We start from the raw sequence: 26,356 nt of genomic DNA, 5'->3' as shown, positions 1-26,356 counted from the left end.
AGCAATTCCGTGAAGATTCGCAAAAGCGACAGCCATGTCGATGCCTGGGCCATAGGCTTCATGATCGTTGTGATCGTGGCGACGGCGGTGTACTGGTTCAGTCGCGGCTGAACCCGTACCCGCCACGGAATCTGCGTTAGTTGTCATAACCCAGGTTCGGCGCCAGCCAGCGTTCGCTGACTGCCAGCTCCTGTTTCTTGCGTTCGGTGTAGGCCTGCACCTGATCGCGATCGACCTTGCCCACGGCAAAGTACTGCGCCTGTGGGTGGGCGAAGTACCAGCCGCTGACCGCAGCCGCGGGGAACATCGCGTAGTGCTCGGTCAGGGTCACGCCGCTTTGCCCGTTGTCATCGAGCAGGTCGAACAGCGTGCCTTTCTCGGTATGGTCCGGGCACGCGGGGTAGCCAGGGGCAGGGCGGATGCCTTTGTACTGCTCCTTGATCAACGCCTCGTTGTCCAGTGTCTCTTCGGGGTCGTAGCCCCAATGCTCCTTGCGCACCTGCTGGTGCAACCACTCGGCGCAGGCCTCGGCCAGGCGGTCGGCCAAGGCCTTGACCATGATCGAGTTGTAGTCGTCGCCGTTGTCCTGATAGGCCTTGGCGACTTCTTCGGCGCCGATGCCAGCGGTGGTGATGAAGCCGCCCACGTAGTCGGTCACGCCACTGTCCCTGGGTGCGACGAAGTCGGCCAGGGAAAAGTTCGGCTTGCCATCGGTCTTGATGGTCTGTTGGCGCAGGTGATGCAGGCGCGCCAGCGGCTGGCCATCGTCGCCATACACTTCGATATCGTCGTGTTCCACCTGGTTGGCGGGCCAGAAACCGAACACCGCGCGGGCGCGGATGAGTTTCTCGTCGATCAGCTTGCGCAGCATCACCTTCGCGTCCTCGAACAACGCGGTGGCCGCTTCACCCACCACCTCGTCGGTGAGAATGCGCGGGTACTTGCCGGCCAGGTCCCAGGATATGAAAAACGGTGTCCAGTCGATGTACTCGGCCAGTACGTTGAGGTCGATGTCATCCAGTACCCTGGCGCCGGTAAAGGTCGGCTGCACGGGGTGGTAGGTACTCCAGTCGAAGGTGGCCTTGGCCGCGATGGCGTTGGTATAGCTCAAGCGCTCGGTGCGCGCACTGCGGTTGGCCGTACGCTCGCGAACCTCGATGTATTCCAGGCGAGTCTTCTCGACGAACGCCGGCTTGAGTTCCTTGGACAGCAACTGGGTGGCAACCCCCACCGCCCGCGAGGCGTCGGTCACATAGATGACCGCGTCGTTGCTGTACTTGGGCTCGATCTTCACCGCCGTGTGCGCCTTGGAGGTGGTGGCACCGCCGATCATCAGCGGCAGGTGGAAGTCCTGACGCTGCATTTCCCGGGCAACGTGAACCATCTCGTCGAGCGAAGGGGTGATCAGGCCGGACAGGCCGATGATGTCGCACTTCTGCTCGCGGGCGACCTGCAGGATCTTGTCGGCGGGCACCATGACGCCCAGGTCGACGATGTCGTAGCCGTTGCAGCCCAGCACCACGCCAACGATGTTCTTGCCGATATCGTGGACGTCGCCTTTCACCGTGGCCATCAGGATCTTGCCCTTGGCTTCGGGCTTGTCGCCTTTCTCCAGCTCGATGAACGGAATCAGGTGGGCCACGGCCTGCTTCATCACGCGCGCCGACTTGACCACCTGGGGCAGGAACATCTTGCCCGAGCCGAACAGGTCGCCAACGATGTTCATGCCCGACATCAACGGGCCTTCGATGACCTCGATCGGGCGCTTGAACGACTGTCGCGACTCCTCGGTATCTTCGACGATGTGCGTGGTGATGCCCTTGACCAACGCGTGTTCCAGACGCTGGTTGACCGGCCAGCCGCGCCATTCTTCGGTCTCGGCTTCCTTGACGCTGCCGTCGCCCTTGAACTTGTCGGCGATGGCAAGCAGGGCGTCGGTGCCTTCCGGGGTGCGATTGAGCACCACGTCCTCGACGCGGTCACGCAGCTCGGCCGGAATCTGGTCATAGATTTCCAGCTGGCCGGCGTTGACGATACCCATGGTCAGGCCGTTGCGGATGGCATGCAGCAAGAACACCGAATGGATCGCCTCGCGCACCGGATTGTTGCCACGGAACGAGAACGACACGTTGGACACGCCGCCGCTGGTCAATGCATGGGGTAACTCGTCGCGGATGTAGGCGCAGGCATTGATGAAGTCGACGGCATAGTTGTTGTGTTCTTCGATGCCGGTGGCCACGGCAAAGATGTTCGGGTCGAAGATGATGTCTTCCGGGGGGAAGCCGACCTGGTCGACCAGAATGTCGTAGGAGCGCTTGCAGATTTCCTTCTTGCGCGCCTCGGTGTCGGCCTGGCCTGCTTCGTCGAAGGCCATGACCACCACCGCCGCGCCGTAGCGCTTGCACAGCATGGCGTGATGGATGAAGGCCTCCACGCCTTCCTTCATGCTGATCGAGTTGACGATGCCCTTGCCCTGGATGCACTTGAGCCCGGCTTCGATCACTTCCCACTTGGAGGAGTCGATCATGATCGGCACCCGCGAGATGTCCGGCTCGCCAGCGATCAGGTTGAGGAAGGTGACCATCGCCTTCTGCGAGTCGAGCATGCCCTCGTCCATGTTGATGTCGATCACCTGCGCGCCGGCTTCTACCTGCTGTAGGGCGACTTCCAGGGCCTCGGTGTAGTTGTCCTCGCGGATCAGCCGCGCGAAGCGCGCGGAGCCGGTGATGTTGGTGCGCTCGCCGACGTTGACGAACAACGACTGGCGGTCGATGGTGAACGGCTCCAGACCCGACAACCGGCAGGCTTTGGGAATGTCCGGGATCGCCCGCGGCGCATAGCCGGCCACTGCCTTGGCGATGGCTTCGATATGCCCCGGGGTGGTGCCGCAGCAGCCACCGACGATGTTGAGAAAGCCGCTCTGGGCAAACTCTTCGATGATCTTCGCGGTTTCCGAAGGCAACTCGTCGTATTCGCCAAAGGCGTTCGGCAAGCCCGCGTTGGGGTGCGCCGAAACGTAGGTGCCGGCCTTGTTCGACAGCTCTTCCAGGTAGGGGCGCAGCTCGCTGGCACCCAGCGCGCAGTTCAGGCCTACCGAGATCGGCCTGGCATGGCTTACCGAGTTCCAGAAGGCCTCGGTGGTCTGCCCTGACAGGGTGCGACCGGACGCATCGGTGATGGTCCCGGAAATCATGATCGGCAGCTCGAAGCCCAGTTCCTCGTACACCCCCTGCACGGCGAAGATCGCCGCCTTGGCGTTGAGGGTGTCGAAGATGGTCTCGATCAGGATCAGGTCGGCGCCGCCCTCGATCAGGCCTTTGGTGGCTTCGGTGTAGTTTTCCACCAGCTCGTCGAAGGTGACGTTGCGGTAGCCGGGGTTGTTGACGTCGGGGGACAGCGAGCAGGTGCGGCTGGTCGGGCCCAGCACGCCGGCAACGAAGCGCGGTTTGTCCGGGGTTTCCAGGGTCTTGACGTCGGCGACGCGACGGGCCACCCGCGCACCTTCAACGTTGAGCTCGTACACCAGCGACTCCATGCCGTAGTCGGCCTGGGACACCTGGGTGGCATTGAAGGTGTTGGTTTCCAGAATGTCGGCGCCCGCGTCCAGGTAGGCCTTCTCGATGGCGGCGATCACATCCGGGCGGCTGAGCAGCAACAGGTCGTTGTTGCCCTTGACGTCGCTTGGCCAATCGGCGAAGCGCTCACCCCGATAATCCTCTTCCTCGAGCTTGTAGCTCTGGATCATCGTGCCCATGCCGCCGTCGAGAATCAGGATGCGCTCTTTGAGGGCTTGCTGGAGGGCTTGAAGGCGAGCACTGCGGTCGGACATGGGAACCACTCTTTCAGAAAATTCGGACACTGTGACAGGTGGCGGATAATAGCAAACCTGTGCGCTATTTGATCATCACAAGGATTGCCATGAATTTCACTCATGTTGAGAACGCCGGGCTCGTGCCTTTTCAATCCCTTGCACGAAACCCCGAAAGAGGCTTGCAGCCGGTCAGTCGTTGACGCGTGTCGCGACCTTTTCGAGATTTTTGCAGTCCCACCCCTCGGAATGCCCTGAAAAGGGGCGCGAATTCTCGTTTCAAAAGGCGGTACGCATGCTGATTTCGCTTCAAGCTTTAAGGGCCCTGGCCGCCTGGATCGTAGTCTGCCATCACTTCATGCAGATTTTCTTCGACTTCCATGCCGCAGGCCCCATCGGTCAGTTCTTCACTGACCGGGGCGCGGTGGGCGTCGATATCTTTTTCGTCATCAGTGGGTTGGTCATCTACCTGTCGACCCAGGACAAGCAGATGCCCGCGGGGCGCTTCCTGCTCAACCGTGTCATTCGCATCGTCCCGGCCTATTGGCTGTACACCGCCTTGATGGGGCTGATGCTGGTCAGTCTGGGCCAATGGCTGCCTCATGCCGCGATCGACCTGCCGCACTTCATCCTCTCGCTGCTGTTCATTCCTTCGGAAAATCCCGGTGGCTACGGCCTGTACCCGACGCTGAACGTGGGCTGGACACTCAACTACGAGATGTTCTTCTACCTGCTGTTCTCGCTGGTGTTCACCGTGCCGCAGCGTTACCGCCCGCTGATCGTCGCCGCCGCGCTGGTCGCGGTCAGCGAAGTACTCGGCCGCTATGGGGTGGTCAGCCGCTTCTATCAGAACAACATCATCTACGAGTTCCTGCTGGGCATCGGCATCGGCATGCTCTATCGCCGCGGCTGGATCGCCCAGGGCTTGTGGCTACCCCTGGCCGTGATCATCGTGTCGGCGGTGCTGATCTATCACCTGGACTCCAGCGACCGGCTGCTGCACTGGGGCTTGCCCAGCGCCTTGATCGTCCTGGCCTGCGTGGCCATGGAGCCGCACTTCCGTGGCAGCCGCCTGCTCAAGACCCTGGGCGATTGTTCGTATTCGGTGTACCTGGTGCACGTGCTGGTGCTCTACGCCGGTTGGCTGGCCAGCGTCCACTGGCATCTGAACCCGTATTGGGTGTTTGCGTTCTGCGTGCCCACTATCGCCCTGGTGTCGTGGGCCAGCTACGTGTGGATCGAAAAGCGTCTGTACCAACGGGTCAAGCACTGGACCGACGCTCGCCTGGATTCGACCTCGATGGCCCGTACGGGGTGATTCCCGACCAAAACAGTCAGGCTTTGTCAGCGTCGTCGGATTCGCGTAAACTGCTGGCAAGTCTGTGAGGAACCACTATGAGCGCTATAACGATTACCGACGCTGCGCACGATTACCTGGCCGATCTGCTGAGCAAGCAGAACACGCCCGGAATCGGCATTCGCGTGTTCATCACCCAGCCAGGCACCCAGTACGCAGAGACGTGCATTGCCTACTGCAAACCGGGTGAAGAAAAGCCGGAAGACACCGCCCTGGGCCTGAAAAGCTTCACCGCCTGGATCGACGCCGTCAGCGAAGCCTTCCTCGACGACGCCGTGGTCGACTACGCCACCGACCGCATGGGCGGGCAGCTCACCATCAAGGCGCCCAACGCCAAGGTGCCGATGGTCAACGGGGACAGCCCCGTCAACGAGCGCATCAACTACTATCTGCAAACCGAGATCAACCCCGGCCTGGCCAGCCACGGCGGGCAAGTCAGCCTGATCGACGTGGTCGAAGACGGCATTGCCGTGCTGCAGTTCGGCGGTGGTTGCCAGGGTTGCGGCCAGGCCGACGTCACCCTCAAGGACGGTATCGAGCGCACCCTGCTCGAGCGCATCCCGGAGCTCAAGGGCGTTCGCGATGTCACCGACCACACCCAGAAAGAAAACGCCTACTACTAGCTAGGCAGGCTGCCCCCGCGCCAGGACGCGGGGCCCGCATCCGATTCGCTGCGCCCAAGCAGCACGATGCGGGCGGCTACTGGCCGAAGCGCTGGGCGTAACCTTGCGGACTCACCCCAAGCACCTTCTGAAAACTGCGCCGCAGGTTTTCCGCATGGCCATAGCCGCACAGGCGCGCCACGCTCTGCAACGACAATTGCCCGCCCTGGATCATCGCCCGGGCCGCTTCCAGGCGGACGCGCTCGATATGCCGCGCCGGTGTGATGTTCAGTTCGGCGAAGAAAACCCGGTACAACGTCCGCGGCGTCATGTTGGCCTTGTGTGCCAGCGCTTCCAGGGACAGATCGGCGCTCAGGTTCAGTGCGATCCATTCCAGCAACTCGGTCAGCCTCGACGTCGTTCCGTTGCAGCGCGCCAGGTGTGGGCTGAATTGCGTCTGTCCACCCGAACGCTTGAGAAACAGCACCAGGCGGCGAGCGACGGCGAGGGCCAGGGGGCGGCCCAGGTCGGCCTCGATCAACGCCAGCGCCAGGTCGATCCCGGCGGTGACGCCTGCCGAGGTGAAAATGTGGCTGTGCCCGTCCTTGTCCGAGGGATCGTAGGTGTGCAGCCGATCGCCTTGCACCTGCACATTGGCAAAGGCCTGCAAGGCCTCGACATCGTCCCAGTGAGTGGTGGCGATCAAGCCGTCCAGTAAGCCCGCGCTGGCGAGCATCAGCGCTCCCGAGCATACCGAACCCAAGCGTCGGACCGTGGGCGCGGCCTCGCGCAACCAGGCGAGCAGGGCAGTGTTCGCGCACTGTTCGGCATCGCTGCTGCCGCCGGGCAGCAGCACCGTGTCCAGGGTGCTGCAGTCCACCGACAGCCAGCTGGCGTCGGCATGCAGTTTCAACCCGGCGGAGGTCGCCACGGCGCCCGCTGCCTCCCCCAGCAGCTGCAATTGGTAGAGTGGCGCCAGGCCCTGGCGGGCCAGCTCGACGTTGGCCGAGGCGAACACCTGCATCGGGCCGGTCACATCCAGGCTCATCACCCCGGGATAGATCAGGCAAGCAATCACTTTGGTGGAATCAGCCATGCAGTCCATGTCGTTCAAGAACGGTACAGGTGGGCATGGCCCGCACGGTACAGCGCCGAGTCGGCGAAACTGTCCGTGTGCAGCACGTGCCCCACGAGAATCAGCGCACTGCGCCGGAAGTCCTTGGCTGCGACCTTGAGCTGGATATCCGCCAGGGTGCCCAGCACGAAGTCCTGATCCGGCCAGCTAGCCTTGTGAATCACGGCAACCGGGCAATCCGCGCCGTAGCTGGGCAGTAGCTCGGCGACGATTCGATCCAGATTCTTCACACCCAGGTGAATGGCCAACGTCGCGCCGTGCCGGGCCAGGCTGCCCAAGCTTTCACCCGGCGGCATCGGCGACTTGTCGCCATAGCGGGTGAGAATCACCGTCTGCGCCACATCGGGCAGGGTCAGCTCCACGCCCAGCAGCGCTGCGCAAGCGGCCGTAGCGGTCACGCCAGGAATGATCTGGTAGTCGATGCCATGTTCACGCAGGCAGCGAATCTGCTCACCGATCGCGCCATACAGGCCGGGATCGCCGCTGTGCACCCGCGCTACGTCTTCGCCCCGGTCATGGGCTTGGCGCATCAGCTCGATGATCTGTTGCAGGTGCAGCTCGGCGCTGTTGTGCACCTGGTGCGCGGTGTGCCCTTCGAGCACCGCGTCGGGCACCAGCGAGCCGGCATAGATGATCACCGGGCAACGACGGATCAGGCGCTGGCCCTTGACGGTGATCAGCTCCGGATCGCCCGGTCCGGCGCCGATGAAATAAACGGTCATGGGGATTCCTGACAGGCGGAGGGGTGAATGATATTCAAGTTGAACGCACAGCGCAGCCGGTCTGCTCCATCATGCTGGCGATGGCCAGGGTCACCACCGCCGTGTGCCGCCGTTTGACACGCAGTATCGACGCAGACGCCGTGCAGTGCTCGGCCATGGCCAGGGCGGCGCTTTCGGCCACACCCTGGCAACCGGTCGCTGCGAATGAGCGCGCGGAACGATGGCTGAGTCGATCCTCAAAGCGCCCCAGCGCCTGCGCGCTGTAGGTGGCGAAAGGCAAACCAAGGCGTTCGGCCAGCAGTAGCAGCCCTGGCTCGTGTGCCTTGAGGTCGATGCTGGCCAGCCCCTGCACATCCGCCCAGTCAAGCCGGTGTTCGAGCAGGGTTTGTTCCAGCAGTTCGTGCAGCGCCTGCGCGCTGCAGCCCCGGCGACAACCGAACCCTACCCACAGCGCCGTCATCGGATTCAGCCACGGGCTCGGCGAAACAACCAGGTACTGATCAGGCCCAGGGCCAGCCAGAACACCGCATTGGTTACCAGTGAAGCAATCACGAACTGCTGTTCCAGCGCTTCGGGCGCCAGGCTCGCATGCTGTTCGGGTTGGGGCGCGCCAATGAGGTGCGGTACCAGCACGATGGCCAGGCCCAGCGCCTTGAGCAGCATGCCGCGGCCGAACACCAGCAACGCCAGGCCCGCAGCTGTCGACGCCGCCGTGCCGATCCACCAGGTTTGCCGCAATGCCAGGTCTGCCGCCTGCGTGCCGGGCAGTTCCGGCGGCAGGCCCAGGTTCGGCGCCAGGCAGAACACCGCGAATCCACCCAACCCCCACAACAGCCCCTGGGCATTGCGACCGGGTGCCCGCAGCGTATAGAGCGCGACCAGCATCAGGGCGAAGCCGACGGCTACTACCAGATTGCCCCCGGCCGTGGACAGCACGCGCTGCCAGCCGTTTTCGGGTTCCCAGGCCTCGGCGTGCTCGTGCTCGTGCTCGGCGCCTGCGGCATCGGCATGCTCATGCTGCGCGGCAGGTGTTTCATAGGTTTCACCCTCAAGGATCAGCGGGGCGACCCAGAGGGCTTGCAGAAGCGTCAACAACAAAGCGGCCAGCAGCCCGCTGAACCCGGCGGTACGTACGATGTGCCTGATCATCTCGGTATTCCTCAATGGCACGGAAAGGCGGCGCTGTGCCGGGTGTCGTGAGCGGCGTTGTGCACGGCTTCGATATGCGAGAAACCGGCGAAGCCGACCAGGCAGCAGCCCAGCAGGAACGTACCAGTCGCCAGCGCAATGCGCTGGGCGAGGGTGGCGGTATGCGTTTGGGCGTGTTCAGGGCTGGTTGAGACGGTGCTGGACATGGCGTTCCCTCTGGTGGTCCCGACGGTGGCGGCTCCACGGTATGTGGTTCCGACAATCGGGCACGCGCACGCAGAAAGCCTGGCGCAGGCGCGCCATGCTCGCAACAGCGCCCGCCCACCGCGGGTTTGTCGATCACAGACAGTCTGGGCCGGTCTCCGGGCTTGCGAGGGGCGGCGTGAGCCAGCCTTGAAAGCGTCGCCTTCCCACACCCATGACAGGCGCAGTGGATCTGACACTTCTCTCGCTTACCGTTGCGGGGGCAGCACCGGACTTGCGCCAGCATCCAATCGAAGCTGGCACTCACCGGTTTCCCGTTTCACCCTGTGAAGGGCACCCAAACGAAGCGCCTAGCAAATCATGTCGACGCGGGGCCGTCAATCCGTGCCCATGCCAGCGAGCGCCGGCGCCTGTAGAATGCTGCCGCGGTCCGCACTTTCCCATCCGACAAGGAGTTCCCCATGCCCGAAGAAGGCAACATGCTACAAGCCGCCGTGGTGTTCCTGCTGGCCGCGGTGATTGCCGTGCCGTTGGCCAAACGCCTGCAATTGGGCGCGGTGCTGGGCTATCTGTTCGCCGGGGTGGTCATCGGCCCGCAAGTGCTGGGCTGGGTCGGCGACCCACAGAGCGTCAGCCACATCTCGGAACTGGGGGTAGTCCTGCTGCTGTTCATCATTGGCCTGGAGCTGTCGCCCAAGCGGCTGTGGGTCATGCGCAAGGCGGTGTTCGGGGTTGGCCTGGCACAGGTGCTGCTGACCGCAGTGGTGATCGGCGCGGTGGCATTGCTCGGCTTCGGCCAGCCGTTGAACAGTGCTGTGGTGCTGGGTCTGGGCCTGGCCTTGTCGTCCACTGCATTCGGCCTGCAAAGCCTGGCCGAACGCAAGGAGCTGAACGCTCCCCACGGTCGCCTGGCCTTTGCCATGCTGCTGTTCCAGGACATTGCCGCGATTCCACTGATCGCCATGGTGCCGCTGCTGGCTGGCAGTGGCGGCGATGCGGGCGAGGGCAGTACGCTGGATCACGGCTTGCGGGTGCTGGGCAGCATCGCCGTGGTGGTGGTCGGTGGGCGCTACCTGTTGCGTCCGGTGTTTCGCGTCGTCGCCCGCACTGGCCTGCAGGAGGTGTCAACCGCCACGGCCTTGCTGGTGGTGATCGGCACCGCCTGGCTGATGGAACTGGCCGGTGTCTCCATGGCCCTGGGCGCCTTTCTCGCTGGCTTGCTGCTGGCCGATTCGGAATACCGGCACGAGTTGGAATCGCAGATCGAGCCGTTCAAGGGGCTGCTGCTGGGGCTGTTCTTCATCAGTGTCGGCATGGGCGCCAATCTGGGCCTGCTGCTCGAAAGCCCGGCACTGGTGCTGGGGCTGACGCTGCTGTTGATCGGCATCAAGCTGCCATTGCTGGTGTTGATCGGGCGTCTGGCCGGCGGCTTGGGCCGGCTCAGCGCCGTGCGCCTGGGTATCGTGCTGGCCGCCGGCGGCGAGTTCGCCTTCGTGGTGTTCAAGATAGGCCGCGAGCAGGGCCTGTTCGACGCGCGCCTGTACGACACCTTGCTGCTGACCATCACCCTGTCGATGGCGCTCACGCCATTGCTGTTGCTGCTGTGCGCACGCCTGCTGCGGGTCAAGACCCCGCCGGTGGAAGTGCCGGACGCCTACCGCGAGATCGAAAGCGACGCGCCGCGCGTGGTGATTGCCGGCATGGGCCGGATGGGGCAGATCGTTGCGCGGATCCTGCGGGCGCAGAAGATCAGCTTCGTAGCCTTGGACACCTCGGTGGAGTCCATCGAGTTCTCGCGCAGCTTCGGCCATTTGCCGGTGTTCTATGGCGACCCGCTGCGGCCGGAGATCCTGCGCGCGGCCAAGGTCGAGCAGGCCGAGTATTTCGTCATCGCCACCGACGATCCGGAAATCAACATCAAGACCGCCGAACTGGTCAACCGCCTGTACCCGCACGTGAAGATCATCGCCCGCGCGCGCAACCGCCAGCATGTGCACCGGCTGGTCGACCATGGCGCCCAGGCGGTTCGCGAAACCTACTACTCGAGCCTGGAAATCACCCGCCGAACGCTGGTCGGCCTGGGCTTGAGCCAATCCCAGGCCGATGCGCGGATCAGCCGCTTCAAGCGCCATGACGAACAGGTGCTGCAGGCCCAGCATGCGATCTACGACGATGAAGCCAAGGTCATGCAGACCGCCCAGGAAGCACGCGCCGAGCTGGCCCGGCTGTTCGAATCCGATCGTCAGGACGAGAAGGCTGCCGCCAAGGGCGCGCCGCGGCGCTGAGAATCAAACCGGCGGCTGGCGGGCGACGTCGGCCGGCCCGTCTTCGTTGGCCGGATGCGGCGTGCGGGTCGACATTTCGGCGCGCAGCTGCGGCAGGCACTCGGGGTAGCGGTTGTTGACGAAAGTGATCAGCCGCTCGCGCACATGGCAACGCGCATCCCAGTTGCGCGACGAATCCAGCGAGCTGAGCAGGATGCGCAATTGCATCGCCTTGTCGCTGGTATCGGTGACTTGCAGAACCACCACACGGCCGTCCCACAGGTGCGGGATTTCCTCGCACAGACGCTTGGTCTCGACGCGCAGCGCTTCCAGCGGCACCGAGTAGTCGACCCAGAGAAACACCGAGCCGATGATGCTGGACGTACTGCGGGTCCAGTTCTGGAACGGCTTCTCGATGAAGTACTGCAGAGGCACGACCATGCGCCGCTCATCCCAGATCTTCACCACCACGTAGGTGCCGGTGATCTCTTCGATACGCCCCCATTCGCCCTCGACGATGACCACGTCGTCGATGCGGATCGGCTGTGAAATGGCGATCTGCAGGCCAGCGATGAGGTTGCCCAGCACCGGCTTGGCAGCAAAGCCGGCAGCCAGTCCCGCAAGGCCCGCCGACGCCAGCAGGCTGGTGCCGATCTGGCGCACCGCTGGAAACGTCATCAGGATCAGGGCGATGCCGAAAATCAGCACCAGTACGTTGAGGCACTGCACCAGCACCCGTACCTGGGTCTGGATGCGCCGGGCGGCAAGGTTGTCCTCGATGTCCAGCGGGTGTTTGAGGGTCATGGTCGTAGCCACGGCCTTGACACAGCGCAGGCCGAGCCAGGTCAGGCAGGCGGTGACCAGCATGCCGTTGAGGTGGCGCACGGTATTGATCATCAGCAGGTCGTCGGGCGCCGAAGTCCACACCGCCTGCAGGGCCATCAGCGGCATCAGCCACAGGGTCGGCTGCTCGGCACGGGCGACCAGTTGCTGCGCCAGTACGAAGGACTTGGAGACGCGTCGCAGGATGATCAGGCCGACCCAGCGGATCAGCAGAATGACGCATACGGCCAGCGCGGCGGCGATCAGCGTACTGAGCCAGGGCATCGGCACGCGGGCCAGCAAGGAATCGGGAAGGGCGTATTCCATGGGGCGGGTGCTCGCTTGAGGCATGAACTGGAGTCGACCGGCAAAGCTCGACACGGTTCCCCGTCATCCGCAGCCGATCAGTCTGCCAAGCGGGTTTCACGCGAGGGCGAGTGGCCAAAATAGCCGCTGTAGCACTTGCTGAAATGGCTCACCGAGACAAAGCCGCAGGCAATCGCCACGTCCATAATCGACAGCGTCGAATGCTGCAACAGACGACGTGCTTCGGTGACCCGCAGTTCCATATAGTAACGGTGCGGCGAAGTGCCAAGCTGGTCCTGGAACAGCCGGTCGATCTGGCGCCGCGAGCGGCCGACGAACTCGGCCAGTTGGTCCAGCGACAGCGGTTCCTCCAGATTGCTCTCCATCAGGTCGATGATGTTGCGCAGCGGCTGGCTGAGCTTGCCGGTCGCCTGGCCACCGGTGCGCTTGAAGCGCAGCCCTTCGAAGGCAAGAATGTGTTCCACCCCATTGGCCAGGGTCTCGCCGCGCTGCTGGCGGATCATTTCCATCATCATGCCGAAACCGCCGTTGGGGCTCGCGGCGGTGGCGCGGTCGCGGTCGATAACCTGGCTGGCGGGGGTGACGGTGATCTGCGGGCTGAGTTCTGCCAGCGAAGCGCGGTTTTCCGGATGCACCGCGCAGCGATAGCCATCGAGCAGGCCTGCCTGGCCGAGAAACCAGGCGCCGTTCCACAGCCCGCCCAGGGCAATGCCGCGACGCGCGCAGTCCGCCAGTATTCGACTGAGCAGCAGGGAAGGCCGCAGCGGTGTGCGAAAGCCGCCACAGATGATCAACAGGTCCACTTCGTCGTGCATGCCTGGCATCAGTGGCGCATCCGGCTGCAGCAGTATGCCCAGATCACTGATCACCTGGCCGGGCGCCAGGCCATAGGAGCGAATGGCGTAGGCCGCCGGGCTGATCAGATTGGCAGTGACCAAGGTGTCCAGGCTGGCAGTGAAGGCCGCCAGGGAAAAATGCTCCAGCAGCACGAACCCCACGCGCAGGCTTGCCTGGTCGGTGTTGCGCAGGCGCCCGTTGGCTGAGGCAAGGTACAGCAGGTTCTTGCTTTGCCCGGCACCGCTGAAAATCCGTTGCGTCATTGCTGCCTGCTCCCTGGATTGCCGCTGATCACAGCGGATATTAGCGTAGTGCTGCGGCCACGGGTCTGCGAGACTGACGGCCCTTTTGCCTTGGAGCAAGCCCCATGCCCTACCTGCGCCACGCCCACTGCCTGCTGCTGTGCTGGCTGATCGGCACACCGGTGTGGGCCGACGACAGCGTGATCGTCTGGCCCGCCGACTGGGACGTGCAGATCCTGCCCGACTCGGCCGATGCGCAGGGCCAGCCCAGCGGCAGCCGCCAGCGTGCCACCAAGACCGATGCCAATGGCGATCCGTTGATGATCGTCGAGATGACCCGTGGCGCGCTGGCCCAGGACCATGCAGTCAACCTGGAAGCGGTGTTGCTGGAGATGCGCAAGGCCATCCAGATCAACTTTTCCCGCTCCGGCTACCAGAGCGTGTGCACCAAGGTCAAAGCGACCCGGCTGGGCAACCTGCCAGCTGCGCAGACCACCTGCAAGGTCACCCGCAACGGAACACTCGCCATTACCCAGACCCTGGTCGCAGCGGTACAGCCCGGCATGGCCTACGGGTTCAGCTATGCGGGTTCTGCCGTGGGTTATCCGCAACTGGAGGCCGAGGTCATGGGCATACGCCAGGCACTGCGATTTGCCGAGCCCGAATAGCGAGGCGGGCCAGGTTGATGCTGCATATTCTTTGAAGGCATATAAAAAGCATTATTCATTCTTTTTAAATATCCGGTTGTAGGTGCAATCTCTACCTCACGCACTGCGGTGCGACCGAATGTCTAACGAGGATGACTGCATGACCATCAAAGCGATCAACGTACGCAACCAGTTCAAGGGCACCGTCAAGGAAATCATCGAAGGGCCGGTGGTGTCGGAAATCGACGTGCAGACCCCGGCCGGTATCGTCACCTCGGTGATCACCACGCGCTCGGTGCACGAGCTGGAATTGCAGATCGGCAGCGAAGTCATCGCTTTCGTGAAATCGACTGAAGTGTCCATCGCCAAACTGTAACAAACGCCTCGCATACTGATCACGCATTCACGTCTTATACCGTGGTGTCTTGTCAAGTTTGAAGCCGGAAAGATCTTGAGGGTCGTGCTCTTGCAGGGGAGCACGACCCTTTTTTTTGTCTGCGCCAGGGATGGCTCAAGTCAGCGGCGTAGGCGCCAGGGTGCCGAGCAAAGCCACTGCAGCCACGGCGCCCAGCCCGCATGCCCATTCGAGTGTAACGGTACGCTTGAACCCATGGATGTCCAGCGGGCCCCGGGCCAATTGACGCCGGTGCCACAGGGCCAGGCCGAGCATGGCCAACACCAGCGCCAGCTTGATCGCCAGTACTGTGGCGAACCCGGATTGGCCAGGCAGCGGGAGGAACGTCCCGGTCAGCGCTCGGGTGTTGATGAGCCCGGTTATCAGCATCCCGGCCACCAGCACACAACCCACGCCACTGAAGCGACCGAGCACCATGCGCAAGTCTTGGTCGCCGGGTCGAGCCAGTACGAACATCAGCAACATCAGACCGCCCAGCCAGGCACCGACGCACAGCAGGTGGATCAACTGATTGATCACCAGCCAGGTGCCAGCGGCGCCTTCGAGCATGGCTGCGTGGCCTACCGGCGCGAGCGTTGCCAGCGCCAGTGCACTCAAGGGCCTGGCCACTACTTGCAGTTTCGGATGGGGAAGGCGCAGACACACCAGGACCGCCACGCAGGCAAACAGATGCAGCGTCCAGACCTTGCCGAAAAAGGTTTCCGCCAGCACCCGTCGAACCAGCGCCATGTCCAGCGAGCCGTCCAGCTCATAAGCCACGGCGAACAGCCAGGCCACGCCGCTGATCAGGGCCAGTGCAGCCAGCAGGCACACCAACGGATCGATCAGGTTACGCAACCGACCCATCTGGCTGGGGTGCACGAGCAGCAACGGGCGAAACATGCACGCACCGAACACCAGCATCAGGCTGGTGAAATGCAGGAAACGCAGAGCGATCAATACACTCATGGTCACGGACTCACGGTGAAGCTGTATTCACCCGCACTTTTGTGGGTATCCACCGACACGACCTGCCAGTGCACCGTGTACTGACCCGCTGCCAGGGGCGCGGCAGGTTTGATCACAAGGGTCTTGGCATCGTCCGCAGCACTGGCCAAGGGCTGCAAGGCTACCGCGTCGCCGTCCGCCGCAGTCACGCTCACCTGGCTGAAACCCAGTTCAATGGCTTCGGAAAAACCCAGGCTCAATTGCGCCGGGGCAACGACGGTGGTATCCGCGGCGGGCACAGGGTGGGTCAGATGGGCGTGTGCCATGGCCAGGGGCGATACGAGAACGAGCAGGGCGGTGCTGAGCAACTTGCGAGCAGACATGGCAATGGCCTTGAACACTGAAAAAGGCCGCCAATAAAGCATGATCCTGCGCGCCGGGCAACGTCGTCGACCGGTCATGTGGTTGCGGCTCGGCGGCACCAGCCGGGCTGAACTCCCTGCGCGAGCTCAAGCCTAAGCAGCATGACTCTCTGACCAGGAGGCCTTCATGGCCAGCAAGAAAGTAGCCGACATCGTGATCCAGACCCTGCAGCAGGCCGGGGTTCGCAACTGCTACGGCATCGTCGGCGACACGCTCAACCACGTCACCGATGCGATCAAGCGCAGCGAGATCGAATGGGTCCACGTGCGCCATGAAGAAGCTGCGGCATTCGCCGCGGGCGCCGAGTCGTTCATCAGCGGTCGACTGACGGCCTGCGCCGGTTCCTGCGGCCCCGGTGGCCTGCATTTCATCAACGGTATCTTCGAAGCCCAGCGCAACAAGGCGCCCATGGTGCTGATTGCCAGCCAGATCGTGACCAGCGAGCTGGGCATGGACTTTCCCCAGGAAGTGGACTTCAAGGCCATCTACGGCAGTTGCACGGTGTTCTGCGAACAGGTGTACACGCCGGAGCAGGCGCGCCGAGTGACTACCCTGGCCGCGCAAACCGCCTTGAACGAAGGGGGAGTGGCGGTGATCATCCTGCCATCGGACATCAGTGCTGCCGAGGTCAAGAATGACCGCCCGTTCAGCGTTCACCAGCCTCGTCCGGTACTGCAACCCAGCCCCGACGAACTGGCTGGGATCGCCGCCATTCTTGCCGAAGGCAAGAAGATCGCAATCTACGCCGGGGTCGGCTGTGAAGGTGCCCACGACGAGCTGATCGAGCTGGCTCACCGACTCAAGGCGCCCATTGCCCACACCTCACGGGCCAAGGACTTCGTCGAATACGACAACCCATACAACATGGGCATGACCGGCGTGTTCGGGGTCGAATCCGGCTACCACGCGATGATGGAGTGCGACACCCTGCTGCTGCTGGGCGCCGACTTCGCCTGGGGCCAGTTCTACCCGCAGAATGCGCGGATCGTTCAGGTCGACCGCAAAGGCGCTCACTTGGGTCGTCGCCACCCGATCGAACTGGGGGTGGTGGGCGACGTCGTGCCGACCTTGCAGGCGTTGTTGCCACTGCTGGCCGAGCGTAGCGAACACAGCTTCCTGGAAGACTGCCTGAAGGTGCGGCAGAAAACCTTGAAGACCCTGGCCCATGACCAGCGCCATACCGACGGGCATCTGATTCACCCGCAGTACCTGACCCACCTGTTGGACAAACACGCCAGCGAAGACGCGCTGTTCACCGCCGACGGTGGCTCACCCATGGTCTGGGTGCTGCGTCACATCAACACCAACGGTCAGCGCCGTACGCTCACCAGCCTGCGCCACGGCACCATGGCCAATGCCATGCCCCAGGCACTGGGCCTGCAGAAAGCCTACCCGCAACGCCAGGTCATTTCGCTGTCGGGCGACGGTGGCTTGGCCATGCTGCTGGGTGATCTGCTCACAGCCGTTCAGGAAAAGCTGCCGATCAAGGTGGTGGTGTTCAACAACAGTTCATTGAACTTCGTCCAGATCGAACAGAAAGTTGAAGGCTTGTTGGATAACTTCACCGACCTGCACAACCCGGACTTCGCCAAGTTGGCTGAAGTCATGGGCTTCTACGGTGAGCAGGTGTCCGATGGCGCCAGCCTCGAAGCGGCGGTGCAGCGCTTCCTGAACCATCCTGGCCCGGCGCTGCTGGATGTAAAGGTCAATCCCGAAGAACTGGTGATGCCACCGAAGATCGAGTTCTCGCAGGTGTCCAATATGGCCCTGTATTCGGCCAAGGCCATGCTCAGCGGTCGCGCCGACGATGTGGCGCACATGCTGGTCGACAACTTCATCAAGTAGACGCTTGCAAGCGAGTGTGACCAGGCCGCCGAGTCAGACTCGGCGGCCTATTTGTTTTCCTTGCTCTCTTTATGGATCAGGTACATGACGTAACCGAACGAACCCAGGGTCGCGGTTATGATGGTCAACATGATCACACCGTCCATGACACACCTCCAGAAAATGAAATTTCGTTCAGGTGACTATGAGCGTTGAAGGCAAGTAAAAACAGATTCAGAAAGCGGTAAAAAAACCGGATCAGATGGCCGTCTTGCCGCCGAGCAGTTTGCCGAAGTGGGCAATGGCCAGCTTGTAGCCGTGGGTACCGAAGCCGGCAATGACGCCCACCGCTACCTTCGATACGAATGATTGATGGCGAAATTCCTCGCGCCGATGAACGTTGGAAATATGCACTTCCAGCACTGGCACTTCGCAGGCAATCAGGGCGTCATGAATGGCGATCGAGGTATGGGTCCAGGCACCCGGGTTGATGACGATGCCGGCAACGCGCTGGCGGGCCTGATGGATCCAGTCGATCATCTGTCCTTCATGATTGGTCTGGCGGCATTCGACCGCAAAGCCCAGTTCCTGTCCGCTCTGCACGGCCATGGCTTCGACATCGGCCAGGGTTTCATGGCCGTAGACCGCAGGTTCGCGCAAACCCAGCATGTTGAGATTGGGGCCGTTGAGTACGAGGATGATCTGGGACATGAGGCTTCCTGGTCAGATGGGATCGAGCCGTGCGGGCAGGGCGCCGCACTGGGGCGATGGGACCGGAAGAATACCGAAAAAGACGCTGTATGTGAGGGATGTGAAAACGGGTGGCATGTCCTGATGCGGTTCTACGCACCTTCTGACACCCACCCGCCTTCGATTTCGGTAACGCTGACGGCAGGGGCGGCTAATGCCCGTCTGCCTCAGGATCAGTTACCGCTGGTGCCGCCTGCGCCGCTGCCTGCACCTTTGCCCGAGCTTGCGCCGTTACCGGAACCCGAACCCATCGAGCCACTGTTGGCGCCGCTGCTGTTGCCGGTGCCGTTGCTGAATGTGCCCTGGCCGTTCGGGGTACCCGACGTGGTGCTGCCGCTGCTGCTGTTGGCATCGTTAGCGCGGCCGTTGCCCATCTGGTTGCCAGTGCGGGTGTCGGTGCTGGTGCTTGGAGTCGAAGGGGTGGGTTCCTTGCCTGGAGGCACCGAACCGGCCAACGCATACATACTGGTGGCAGACAGCAGGCCAACAAGGGCAAAGCGAGTGATCGTGCGAGTGACCATGGTATTTCTCCGTTATAGGAATCGGTACGAAGATTTGGGCATCGGATTGCCATCGTCGGTGCCCTGAAGCCGACGAACGGTAGTTTGGAAGCCTTCTGACGCTCTCAGGGCGGGTTCATGGCTACGAACCCGTCATCGTGGGACGTTAGTCAATGCGCGTCGTTCTTTTCGCGGCCACGGACCGCTCCTACGGGACGCTCATGCCGTAGGAGCGGTCTGTGGCCGCGAAAAGAACGACGCGGTTACCAGGCCTTCGATTTCACCAGAATGGCGCGGGGGCCTGCAGGGCGGCGGCGATCACGGCAATGGCCTGGTCGACATCCTCCTGGGTGCTGTAGCGGCCCAGACTCACTCGCAAGCTGTTCACAGCCTGAGCCTGGCTCAAGCCCAGTGCCAGCAACACGTGGGATGCCGTGGCACTTGCCGAATTGCAGGCGGAGGTCGACGACACCGCGATACGGCCAGCAACGGCCTGCATTGAAAAAGACGGGCTGGCGATGCAGACGTTCAAGGTATGGGGAATCCGCTGCTCCGCGCAGCCATGGAGCGTTACACCGGTCAACGCCAGCAACCCTTCGCGCAAGCCCTGGGCCAGTTGCGCGATGTGCGCGTTATCGGCGTGCATCTGCGCCGAGGCCTGGGCAAATGCCGCACCCATGCCAACGATCTGGTGGGTGGGCAAGGTGCCCGAGCGTAGGCCCTGCTCATGGCCACCGCCATGCATCTGGGCGCGCAACGAAGGTCGCGCTCGCGGTCCGACGTACAGGGCGCCGATGCCCTTGGGGCCGTAAAGCTTGTGCGCCGACAGGGACAGCAGGTCGATGGCCATGCCGGACAAATCGATGTCGACCTTGCCGGCCGCCTGGGCGGCGTCCACATGGAGCAGTGCGCCGTGGTCCTTCACCAGCTGCGCGACTCGGGCGATATCGGTCAGGGTGCCCAGTTCGTTGTTGACCCACATCAGCGACACCACCCGGGTATTGGCTCGCAGCGCTCGAGCAACGGCCTCCGGTTGGATGAGGCCGTTGGCGTCCGGAGTGAGCCAGGTGACTTCGCAGCCAGCGGCGTGTTGCTCGCGCACGGTGTCGATGACGGCCTTGTGCTCCAGCACGCTGGTGACGATATGGTCACCCGGACGGGTGCAGCCCTTGATCGCCAGGTTGTTCGACTCGGTTGCGCCTGAAGTCCAGACGATGTCTTCGGCGGGAGCATTGAGCAGTTCCGCCACTTGCCGCCTGGCCAATTCGACGGCTTGGCGTGCCTGCTGGCCGTAGGCGTGGGCACTCGATGCAGGGTTGCCGAACAGCGCATCGCGCCCCATGCAGGCGAGCATGGCTTTGACCACGTGATCGTCAATGGGCGTGGTGGCGGCGTAATCCAGGTATACGGGGAGGGTGGGCATGCGTGTCGACCAGGTCTGATTCAGTGCTGCCTATGTTAGCCATGCATGGAGGGAAAAAAATTGACTTCTACGCTAGCCCAACCTGATTTAGAGCAAATAATTTGCCTAGAGTGGCCGTAAAAGAGAATAACATTGCATCCCGTGCTTACCCCTATCAACCACTCAAGCAGGCCTGACCTACCGTGGACAAGTTCGACATGGCAATCCTCGAGATACTTCAGGCCGATTGCACCCGCCCGCTGGCAGACATTGCCGAGCAGATTGGTCTGGGTGGTACCGCCTGCTGGCGCCGCATACAGAAGATGGAACAGCAGGGCGTGATCACCCAGCGGGTCGCACTGCTCGATGCCAGCGAGTTGAATGTGGCCGTGACGGTGTTCGCCGAGTTGCGCACGCAGCGACACAATGCCCAGTGGCTGGCTGACTTCCACACCGTTATCGGCGAACTGCCCGAGGTCGTGGAATGCTATCGAATGGCAGGGGATACGGACTACATGCTGCGCATCGTGGTGCCTGATATCGCCGGGTACGACGCTGTGTACAAGCGACTGATCCAAGTAGAGGGCATCACCGATATCAGTTCGACCTTTGCCATGGAGCGCATCAAGTCGACCACGGTGTTGCCCTTGCACTACGCCAGACGTATCTAGCGCGTAGCGCCTGGCAGACCGCGGCGCCTGGTTCGCGGCCGGTGACCGCTCCTACCTGTAGGAGCGGTCACCGGCCGCGATGAAACAACGCGTTATTACCGGCCCAGACATCCTGGAATACCCGGACTAGAGCGCAAATCTCACTTCTTGACCGAAGACTTGTCGATCATTTCCACGATGGTGCCGTTCGGGATGTTCACGCGTACGTACTTGTCCTTGATCTCGACCCACTGTTCATTCTCTTCAGGCTGCGCCAGGCCGTGCTTGGCCGGGTCGATCGCCAGTTCCTTGCGCTTGTAGGAATCCGGCACCTTGTCGCCTTCCTTGATTTCGTGCATGCCATTGCCCGGACGATCCAGGGTCACGCTTTCTTCCTTGGTGTCGGTCTGGGCTGCGAAGGCAGGCACACTCAGCGCGCACAGGGCAGCAAGAGCGAGGCGGGGCAGCAGCTTGGAAGTGGTCATGATAATTATCCTTGATGGTCGAATAAGGCTCTGGTTCAGCCAAAATGTCAGCGTTGACATGCTATTGACCGGCGCCGGAGCCGATGTTTCCGCAGAAGTTTCAACATCCGGTTGCGACATCCTTGTCTTGGCCTGGAGCTAGTCGTCGCCCTTGATCAGGTCCGCTGCCTTGCTCCCCAGCAGCGACCCGGCCTGGAAGTAACCCATCACCGTCGCCACGCTGCGGTGCTCGGTCATCGCCATCACGTCCCCCAACGGCACGCCCTGGCGACCGGCCTCGGTGACGAAGCCCGAGCGCAAGCTGTGTGCAGCCCAATCCCCCTCCAGGCCTGCGAGTTGGGCCCGTCGCTTGACGATGCGGGCCACCTGGTCGCCGCCAAGCCCTTGGCTGGCCACCTTGTCGCCACGGTACAGACGTCGGAACAGCGGGCCGGTAGTCACCGGCGCGGCGGCCAGCCACGCGGCCAGCGCATGGGCGGCAGGGCCGCGCAACGGTTTCTCGCGTCGTGCGCCGGCGGTATCGGTCTTGGTAGCGCCCAGGCTATAGACCCAGGTGTCTACATCCAGCCGACGCACATCGCCCACCTGCAGCGCGACCACTTCGGAGCGGCGTCTGCCGCCGCCACTCCAGGCCAGCAGGAGCAGGGCGCGGTCACGTATGCCGCGCACGCCGTCCGTGCAGGTGGCCAGCATGGCCTGCAGGGGCTCCAGGGCCATGGCGGTTTTCTTGCGCACGGTCACGCCCTGACGTACCTGGGCCTTCTGCGCGCTGCGCAGCAGCGTTTTCAGCGCAGGCATATCGGTCGGGCTATCCCAGCCCTTGACCCGGTGCCACTTGCCCAGCACCGCCAGCCGATGCTGAACGGTGCTATAGGCCAGCGGGCCCAGGCGGGACTTGGCCCGGCCATCGACCAGTGCGTGGTCGATGGCAACCGGCAGCAGGTGACTCCAGCTGCAGTCCTCGACGGGTCGCGCCAGATGATCGAGGACAAACTGAATCGCCACGGCCGCAGGCAACGGCGCATCTCCCAACACCTGTCCATAGCGCAACTTCAACCACGCCGACCAATAGCTCAGTGCGCTGCGATAGCTGCGGACCGTGTTGGCAGCGGTTCCTGCTGCGATGAACGCTTGAGCCGCGTGTGCAGTGTTTTCTGCCAGAAAGTGCAGATCCAGGGGCTGGGTTTCGATTAGCGCAACATCAAATGTATTTTCCATTACGTTCAACGTATTATATTCTAGAATAATGTTATTTAGAGTCGGATAATCTTTTATTATCATACCTAATCCTGTGGAGTGTGTGGCATGGCAGTGGGCGTACCGGAAACCGACGTATTTGCCGCAGCGGACGCCGTGCTGGCCCGCGGCGAGCGGCCGACAGTCGAGCGCGTGCGCCTCGAGCTGGGCCGGGGTAGCCCGGCGCGAGTAGGCGCCTTGCTCGATCAGTGGTGGGAGCAACTGGCGCAACGGCTGCGGGGCGAGACCCGCCTGCCGGGGCTGCCTGCCGAGGTGGCGCAGGCATTCGTGGCCGTCTGGCAACAGGCAAGCGTGCTCGCCCAAGGGGTGGTCGAACACTCGGTCGCGGCCCAGCGCGAAGTATTGGCGGCCGAATACGAGCGGGTTGCAGGGGTGGAAGAACAGGCCCGCCGCGATATCGCACTGGCCCGGCGGCAAGTGAGCGAGGCTGAAACGGCCCGGGAAAACGCCGCAACCCGGCTGGCCGACCTGGACAAGCTGTTGGCGCAGCGTCAGGTGCAGATCGAAGACTTGCAGCAGCAGCGTGTCGAACTGCAAGGCGCGCGAAGCGAGCTGCAAGCCGATGTTGCGGCCTTGCAACAGGCCTTGCGCGATCAGCGGCAGCAGGCCGAGCACAATCGCCTGGCCCAGGAGGCCTACGTGCGCGGCGTCGAGGAGCGCTCGCACCGTGAGGTGGACCGCGTCCGTGAAGACCTGAAAGCGCGCCAGCTCGAAGCTCGCGAGCAACAGAAACAGCTCGAAGCCTTGCAAAAGCGTCTGGAGGAAACCCGCAGCGCGCTCGGTGACGCGCAACTTCAGGCAGCCGCCAGAGAAGCACGGTCGGCGCTGGCCGCCGAGCAGGGGCAACACGCGCTGCAGCAGCTCGAAACCCAGCTGCGAAGTGCCCGCGAGGCGCAGGAGGCGGCTTTGCAGGCCGCCATCGCGCAGCAAGCGCGCGCCGACACCCTGGAACGACAGCTGATTCAGCAACACGCGCTCAAGCCAAGGCGCAGCAGAGTCAGGAAACCTAATCCGGCCCCTGGTGGCTAAACCGCTCACTCAGCCTGAGCGCTGACAACATTGTCGCGAAGCCGTCCGCGGATCACTATCGAGCGGTGCCCTTGAGGTCGCAACGAGCCCAGATCAACAAGATCCCATAACAACAAGCAGGGACATGTGATGCGCGATTATTCCAGTACCGCCCAGGCTTTCGATTACCTGGACACCGCCGCGCAGGATCTGCACGGCACCCTCGATCAGCTCAACGCTTGCGTGGAATGCTGCGATCGCCACCTCGGCCAGCAGGCGGTTGCCCTGTACTGCGAGTCGCAGCACGGCGTTGCCACGCAGTACACCTTCAAACAACTGCAGGCCCATGCAGCGCAGTTTGGCAACTTTCTGCGCAACCAGGGCGTCAAGCCCGGGGATCGCATTGCCGGGCTGATGCCTCGCACCGTCGAATTGCTGATCGCCATCCTGGGTACCTGGCGCATCGGCGCCGTCTACCAGCCCTTGTTCACCGCCTTCGGCCCCAAGGCCATCGAACAGCGCCTGCAGTGCTCGCAGGCGCGCTGGGTCGTCACCGACCTGCACAATCGGCCCAAGCTCGATGAGGTCGAATGCCGTCCCAGTGTGTTGACCGTGGGCTGCGCTTCGCCAACTGCGGATGAACAGGATTTCTGGACCGCCCTCAAGCAGCAGAGCGAGGAGTGCCCGCCGACGCTGCTCGATGGCAACGCGCCGTTCATGCTGATGTGCACCTCGGGTACCACCGGCCCGGCCAAACCCCTGGAAGTGCCGCTGCGGGCGCTGCTGGCCTTCAAGGGTTACCTGCGCGACGCCGTGCAATTGCGCGCCGAAGATCGCTTCTGGAACCTGGCCGATCCGGGCTGGGCCTACGGGCTTTACTATGCGGTCGCCGGTCCGCTGGCTTTGGGGCATGCCACGCTGTTCTACGACGGCGGCTTCACCGTGGACAGCACCTGCCGGGTGATCGACAAGTACGCGATCACCAACCTCGCCGGGTCGCCCACCGCGTACCGCATGCTGATTGCGGCCGGCGAACGTTTCGCCGCCGGTGTGCGCGGCCGTCTGCGCATCGCCAGCAGTGCCGGCGAGCCGCTCAATCCGCAGGTGATCCGCTGGTTCGCCGAGCAGCTGGGTGTGGTGGTCCATGACCACTATGGCCAGACCGAGCTGGGCATGGTCCTGTGCAACCATCACGGTCTCGACCATCCCGTTCGCGAGGGCTCTGCCGGCTTTGCCGTGCCCGGCCATCGCATCGTGGTGCTCGACGCTCGGTTGCAGGAGCTGGAAGCCGGACAACCGGGCGTGCTCGCCGTGGATCGCGAACGCTCGCCGCTGTGCTGGTTCGGCGGCTACCTGGGCATGCCGACCAAGGCGTTCAAAGGCAAGTATTACCTGAGCGGTGACACGGTAGAGCTCAATGCGGACGGCAGCATCAGTTTCGTTGGCCGCAATGACGATGTCATCACCACTTCAGGCTATCGGGTAGGGCCGTTCGACGTGGAAAGCGCGTTGATCGAACACCCTGCCGTGGTCGAGGCCGCCGTCGTCGGCAAACCGGATGCCGAGCGTACCGAAGTGATCAAGGCGTTCGTGGTGTTGCAGGCGGGTTTCGAAGCCGGCCCCGAGTTGGCCGAGACCCTGCGCCTGCACGTCCGCCAGCGGCTGGCGGCCCATGCCTATCCGCGGGAAATCGAATTCGTCGAGCAGCTGCCGAAAACGCCGAGTGGCAAATTGCAGCGCTTCATCCTGCGCAACCAGGAAATCGCCAAGCAGCAGGCGCCCAGCGCCTGACAGGGAGACAGCTTCATGCACATTCAAGACAAGGTTTTCATGGTTAGCGGCGCCGCCTCCGGCCTGGGCGCCGCCACCGCGCGGATGCTTGCCCGGGCTGGCGCCCGTTTGCTGCTGGTGGACCTCAACGCCGAGGCGCTGCAGGCCCAGGCGAGCGAGCTGGAGGCGGCCTTTGCAGTGGCCGACATCACCCAGGCCGACGCCGCCCAGGCGGCCGTGGACATGGCCCTGCACAGCTTTGGCGAACTGCACGGGCTGGTCAATTGCGCCGGCGTGGTCGCCGGCGAGAAGATCCTCGGCAAGCAGGGCGCCCATTCGCTGGAGAGCTTCAGTCGCATCATCAACATCAATCTGATCGGTACCTTCAACCTGCTGCGCCTGGCCGCCGGGGCCATTGCCAAGAGCACTGCAAGCGCCGAGGGCGAACGCGGGGTGATCATCAACACCGCCTCGGTGGCTGCCTTCGATGGACAGGTCGGCCAGGCAGCCTATGCCGCTTCCAAAGGCGCGGTGGCGAGCATGACCTTGCCGGCGGCGCGCGAGCTGGCCCGCTATGGCATTCGCGTGATGACCATCGCGCCAGGCATTTTCGAGACGCCGATGATGGCCGGCATGAGCGACGACGTGCGCGCCGCGCTGAGCGCCGACGTGCCGTTTCCGCCGCGCCTGGGCAAGCCGGACGAATACGCGGCACTGGTGTGCCACATCATAGAAAACAGCATGCTCAACGGCGAGGTGATCCGTCTCGACGGCGCGCTGCGCATGGCCGCCAAGTGAACCGGGGCAGGGCAGATCAAGGGAGAACACC

At 63.1% G+C, this 26,356-nt stretch carries 25 protein-coding genes and 1 riboswitch; of the genes, 10 read left to right on the top strand and 15 right to left on the bottom strand.

The features are described 5' to 3' along the window. Positions 1 to 136 precede the first annotated feature (136 nt). Positions 137 to 3,829, bottom strand: a complete 3,693-nt coding sequence (metH, locus tag H7993_RS02660) for a methionine synthase (RefSeq protein WP_185793345.1) — start codon at positions 3,827 to 3,829, stop codon at positions 137 to 139. 274 nt (positions 3,830 to 4,103) lie between these two features. On the opposite strand from metH, the gene H7993_RS02655 reads away from it, so the two are divergent. Continuing rightward, entirely contained in the window at positions 4,104 to 5,126 is a 1,023-nt protein-coding gene (locus H7993_RS02655) for an acyltransferase family protein (RefSeq protein ID WP_185793344.1), read from the top strand. A 77-nt stretch (positions 5,127 to 5,203) separates the two neighbouring features. Next, entirely contained in the window at positions 5,204 to 5,788 is a 585-nt protein-coding gene (nfuA, locus tag H7993_RS02650; protein ID WP_185793343.1) for a Fe-S biogenesis protein NfuA, read from the top strand. Positions 5,789 to 5,864: 76 nt separating this feature from the next. Here the strand turns inward: nfuA and H7993_RS02645 are convergent, their stop codons facing one another. Genes H7993_RS02645 through H7993_RS02625 form a run of 5 tightly spaced genes read right to left on the bottom strand, consistent with a single transcriptional unit; the run spans position 5,865 to position 8,979 of the window. Further along, positions 5,865 to 6,863 (bottom strand): GlxA family transcriptional regulator, encoded by a 999-nt coding sequence (locus H7993_RS02645; protein ID WP_122478274.1) that lies wholly within the window; start codon positions 6,861 to 6,863, stop codon positions 5,865 to 5,867. Positions 6,864 to 6,877: 14 nt separating this feature from the next. Next, positions 6,878 to 7,624: a precorrin-4 C(11)-methyltransferase gene (gene cobM / locus H7993_RS02640; protein ID WP_122478107.1), complete on the bottom strand. Its 747-nt coding sequence runs from the start codon at positions 7,622 to 7,624 to the stop codon at positions 6,878 to 6,880. A 34-nt stretch (positions 7,625 to 7,658) separates the two neighbouring features. Beyond that, the gene (locus tag H7993_RS02635; protein ID WP_185793342.1) at positions 7,659 to 8,084 is read right to left on the bottom strand and encodes a cobalamin biosynthesis protein; all 426 of its coding nucleotides are present in this window, start codon (positions 8,082 to 8,084) and stop codon (positions 7,659 to 7,661) included. Positions 8,085 to 8,089: 5 nt separating this feature from the next. After that, entirely contained in the window at positions 8,090 to 8,773 is a 684-nt protein-coding gene (locus H7993_RS02630) for a CbtA family protein (protein WP_185793341.1), read from the bottom strand. An 11-nt stretch (positions 8,774 to 8,784) separates the two neighbouring features. Then, the gene (locus H7993_RS02625; RefSeq protein WP_122478101.1) at positions 8,785 to 8,979 is read right to left on the bottom strand and encodes a CbtB domain-containing protein; all 195 of its coding nucleotides are present in this window, start codon (positions 8,977 to 8,979) and stop codon (positions 8,785 to 8,787) included. A 130-nt stretch (positions 8,980 to 9,109) separates the two neighbouring features. Continuing rightward, positions 9,110 to 9,333, bottom strand: a riboswitch (cobalamin riboswitch). 105 nt (positions 9,334 to 9,438) lie between these two features. On the opposite strand from H7993_RS02625, the gene H7993_RS02620 reads away from it, so the two are divergent. Continuing rightward, positions 9,439 to 11,262, top strand: coding sequence for a monovalent cation:proton antiporter-2 (CPA2) family protein (locus H7993_RS02620; protein WP_185793340.1), 1,824 nt, complete (start codon positions 9,439 to 9,441; stop codon positions 11,260 to 11,262). Positions 11,263 to 11,265: 3 nt separating this feature from the next. Here H7993_RS02620 and H7993_RS02615 read toward each other — a convergent pair whose 3' ends face one another. Both H7993_RS02615 and H7993_RS02610 read right to left on the bottom strand, forming a co-directional pair. Next, complete coding sequence (locus tag H7993_RS02615; RefSeq protein ID WP_185793339.1) at positions 11,266 to 12,390, bottom strand: mechanosensitive ion channel family protein; 1,125 nt, start codon at positions 12,388 to 12,390, stop codon at positions 11,266 to 11,268. Between the two features lie 77 nt (positions 12,391 to 12,467). Next, the gene (locus H7993_RS02610) at positions 12,468 to 13,490 is read right to left on the bottom strand and encodes a GlxA family transcriptional regulator (RefSeq protein WP_185793338.1); all 1,023 of its coding nucleotides are present in this window, start codon (positions 13,488 to 13,490) and stop codon (positions 12,468 to 12,470) included. A gap of 104 nt (positions 13,491 to 13,594) precedes the next feature. On the opposite strand from H7993_RS02610, the gene H7993_RS02605 reads away from it, so the two are divergent. Then, complete coding sequence (locus H7993_RS02605) at positions 13,595 to 14,137, top strand: DUF4946 domain-containing protein (protein ID WP_122478094.1); 543 nt, start codon at positions 13,595 to 13,597, stop codon at positions 14,135 to 14,137. A gap of 139 nt (positions 14,138 to 14,276) precedes the next feature. Continuing rightward, the gene (locus H7993_RS02600) at positions 14,277 to 14,492 is read left to right on the top strand and encodes a TOBE domain-containing protein (protein WP_043189662.1); all 216 of its coding nucleotides are present in this window, start codon (positions 14,277 to 14,279) and stop codon (positions 14,490 to 14,492) included. A 135-nt stretch (positions 14,493 to 14,627) separates the two neighbouring features. Here the strand turns inward: H7993_RS02600 and copD are convergent, their stop codons facing one another. Further along, a complete protein-coding gene (gene copD, locus H7993_RS02595) occupies positions 14,628 to 15,479 on the bottom strand; it encodes a copper homeostasis membrane protein CopD (protein ID WP_185793337.1) in 852 nt (283 codons plus the stop codon). Positions 15,480 to 15,481: 2 nt separating this feature from the next. Further along, positions 15,482 to 15,841, bottom strand: coding sequence for a copper homeostasis periplasmic binding protein CopC (gene copC, locus H7993_RS02590; RefSeq protein WP_185793336.1), 360 nt, complete (start codon positions 15,839 to 15,841; stop codon positions 15,482 to 15,484). 166 nt (positions 15,842 to 16,007) lie between these two features. Here copC and H7993_RS02585 point away from each other — a divergent pair, with 166 nt between their 5' ends. Beyond that, on the top strand, positions 16,008 to 17,726 hold the full coding sequence (locus H7993_RS02585; RefSeq protein WP_185793335.1) for a thiamine pyrophosphate-dependent enzyme: 1,719 nt from the start codon (positions 16,008 to 16,010) through the stop codon (positions 17,724 to 17,726). A 237-nt stretch (positions 17,727 to 17,963) separates the two neighbouring features. On the opposite strand, the gene aroQ is transcribed toward H7993_RS02585, so the two are convergent. The 3 genes from aroQ to H7993_RS02570 form a co-directional block, all read right to left on the bottom strand. After that, positions 17,964 to 18,416, bottom strand: a complete 453-nt coding sequence (gene aroQ, locus H7993_RS02580) for a type II 3-dehydroquinate dehydratase (RefSeq protein ID WP_122478089.1) — start codon at positions 18,414 to 18,416, stop codon at positions 17,964 to 17,966. A gap of 212 nt (positions 18,417 to 18,628) precedes the next feature. Then, positions 18,629 to 18,976, bottom strand: coding sequence for a hypothetical protein (locus H7993_RS02575; protein ID WP_122478087.1), 348 nt, complete (start codon positions 18,974 to 18,976; stop codon positions 18,629 to 18,631). 259 nt (positions 18,977 to 19,235) lie between these two features. After that, on the bottom strand, positions 19,236 to 20,378 hold the full coding sequence (locus tag H7993_RS02570) for a cysteine desulfurase family protein (protein ID WP_185793334.1): 1,143 nt from the start codon (positions 20,376 to 20,378) through the stop codon (positions 19,236 to 19,238). 182 nt (positions 20,379 to 20,560) lie between these two features. Here H7993_RS02570 and H7993_RS02565 point away from each other — a divergent pair, with 182 nt between their 5' ends. Continuing rightward, entirely contained in the window at positions 20,561 to 21,028 is a 468-nt protein-coding gene (locus tag H7993_RS02565) for an Lrp/AsnC ligand binding domain-containing protein (protein ID WP_185793333.1), read from the top strand. A 140-nt stretch (positions 21,029 to 21,168) separates the two neighbouring features. Here the strand turns inward: H7993_RS02565 and H7993_RS02560 are convergent, their stop codons facing one another. Together H7993_RS02560 and H7993_RS02555 are read right to left on the bottom strand one after the other, a co-directional pair. Next, complete coding sequence (locus H7993_RS02560) at positions 21,169 to 21,492, bottom strand: RcnB family protein (RefSeq protein WP_163007563.1); 324 nt, start codon at positions 21,490 to 21,492, stop codon at positions 21,169 to 21,171. Positions 21,493 to 21,630: 138 nt separating this feature from the next. Beyond that, a complete protein-coding gene (locus H7993_RS02555; protein ID WP_185793332.1) occupies positions 21,631 to 22,710 on the bottom strand; it encodes a site-specific integrase in 1,080 nt (359 codons plus the stop codon). A gap of 87 nt (positions 22,711 to 22,797) precedes the next feature. Between H7993_RS02555 and H7993_RS02550 the strand changes: the two genes are divergently transcribed. From H7993_RS02550 to H7993_RS02540, 3 genes are all read left to right on the top strand, one after another. After that, complete coding sequence (locus H7993_RS02550) at positions 22,798 to 23,778, top strand: DNA-binding protein (protein WP_185793331.1); 981 nt, start codon at positions 22,798 to 22,800, stop codon at positions 23,776 to 23,778. A gap of 129 nt (positions 23,779 to 23,907) precedes the next feature. Then, on the top strand, positions 23,908 to 25,548 hold the full coding sequence (locus H7993_RS02545) for an AMP-binding protein (protein ID WP_185793330.1): 1,641 nt from the start codon (positions 23,908 to 23,910) through the stop codon (positions 25,546 to 25,548). Between the two features lie 15 nt (positions 25,549 to 25,563). Next, complete coding sequence (locus H7993_RS02540; RefSeq protein WP_185793329.1) at positions 25,564 to 26,325, top strand: SDR family NAD(P)-dependent oxidoreductase; 762 nt, start codon at positions 25,564 to 25,566, stop codon at positions 26,323 to 26,325. Positions 26,326 to 26,356 lie beyond the last annotated feature (31 nt).

It is taken from the genome of Pseudomonas baltica, from assembly GCF_014235765.1.
Lineage (GTDB): Bacteria > Pseudomonadota > Gammaproteobacteria > Pseudomonadales > Pseudomonadaceae > Aquipseudomonas > Aquipseudomonas baltica.
The sequence above is the reverse complement of the archived record's forward strand: the minus strand, read 5'-3'. Positions and strand labels throughout refer to the sequence as shown.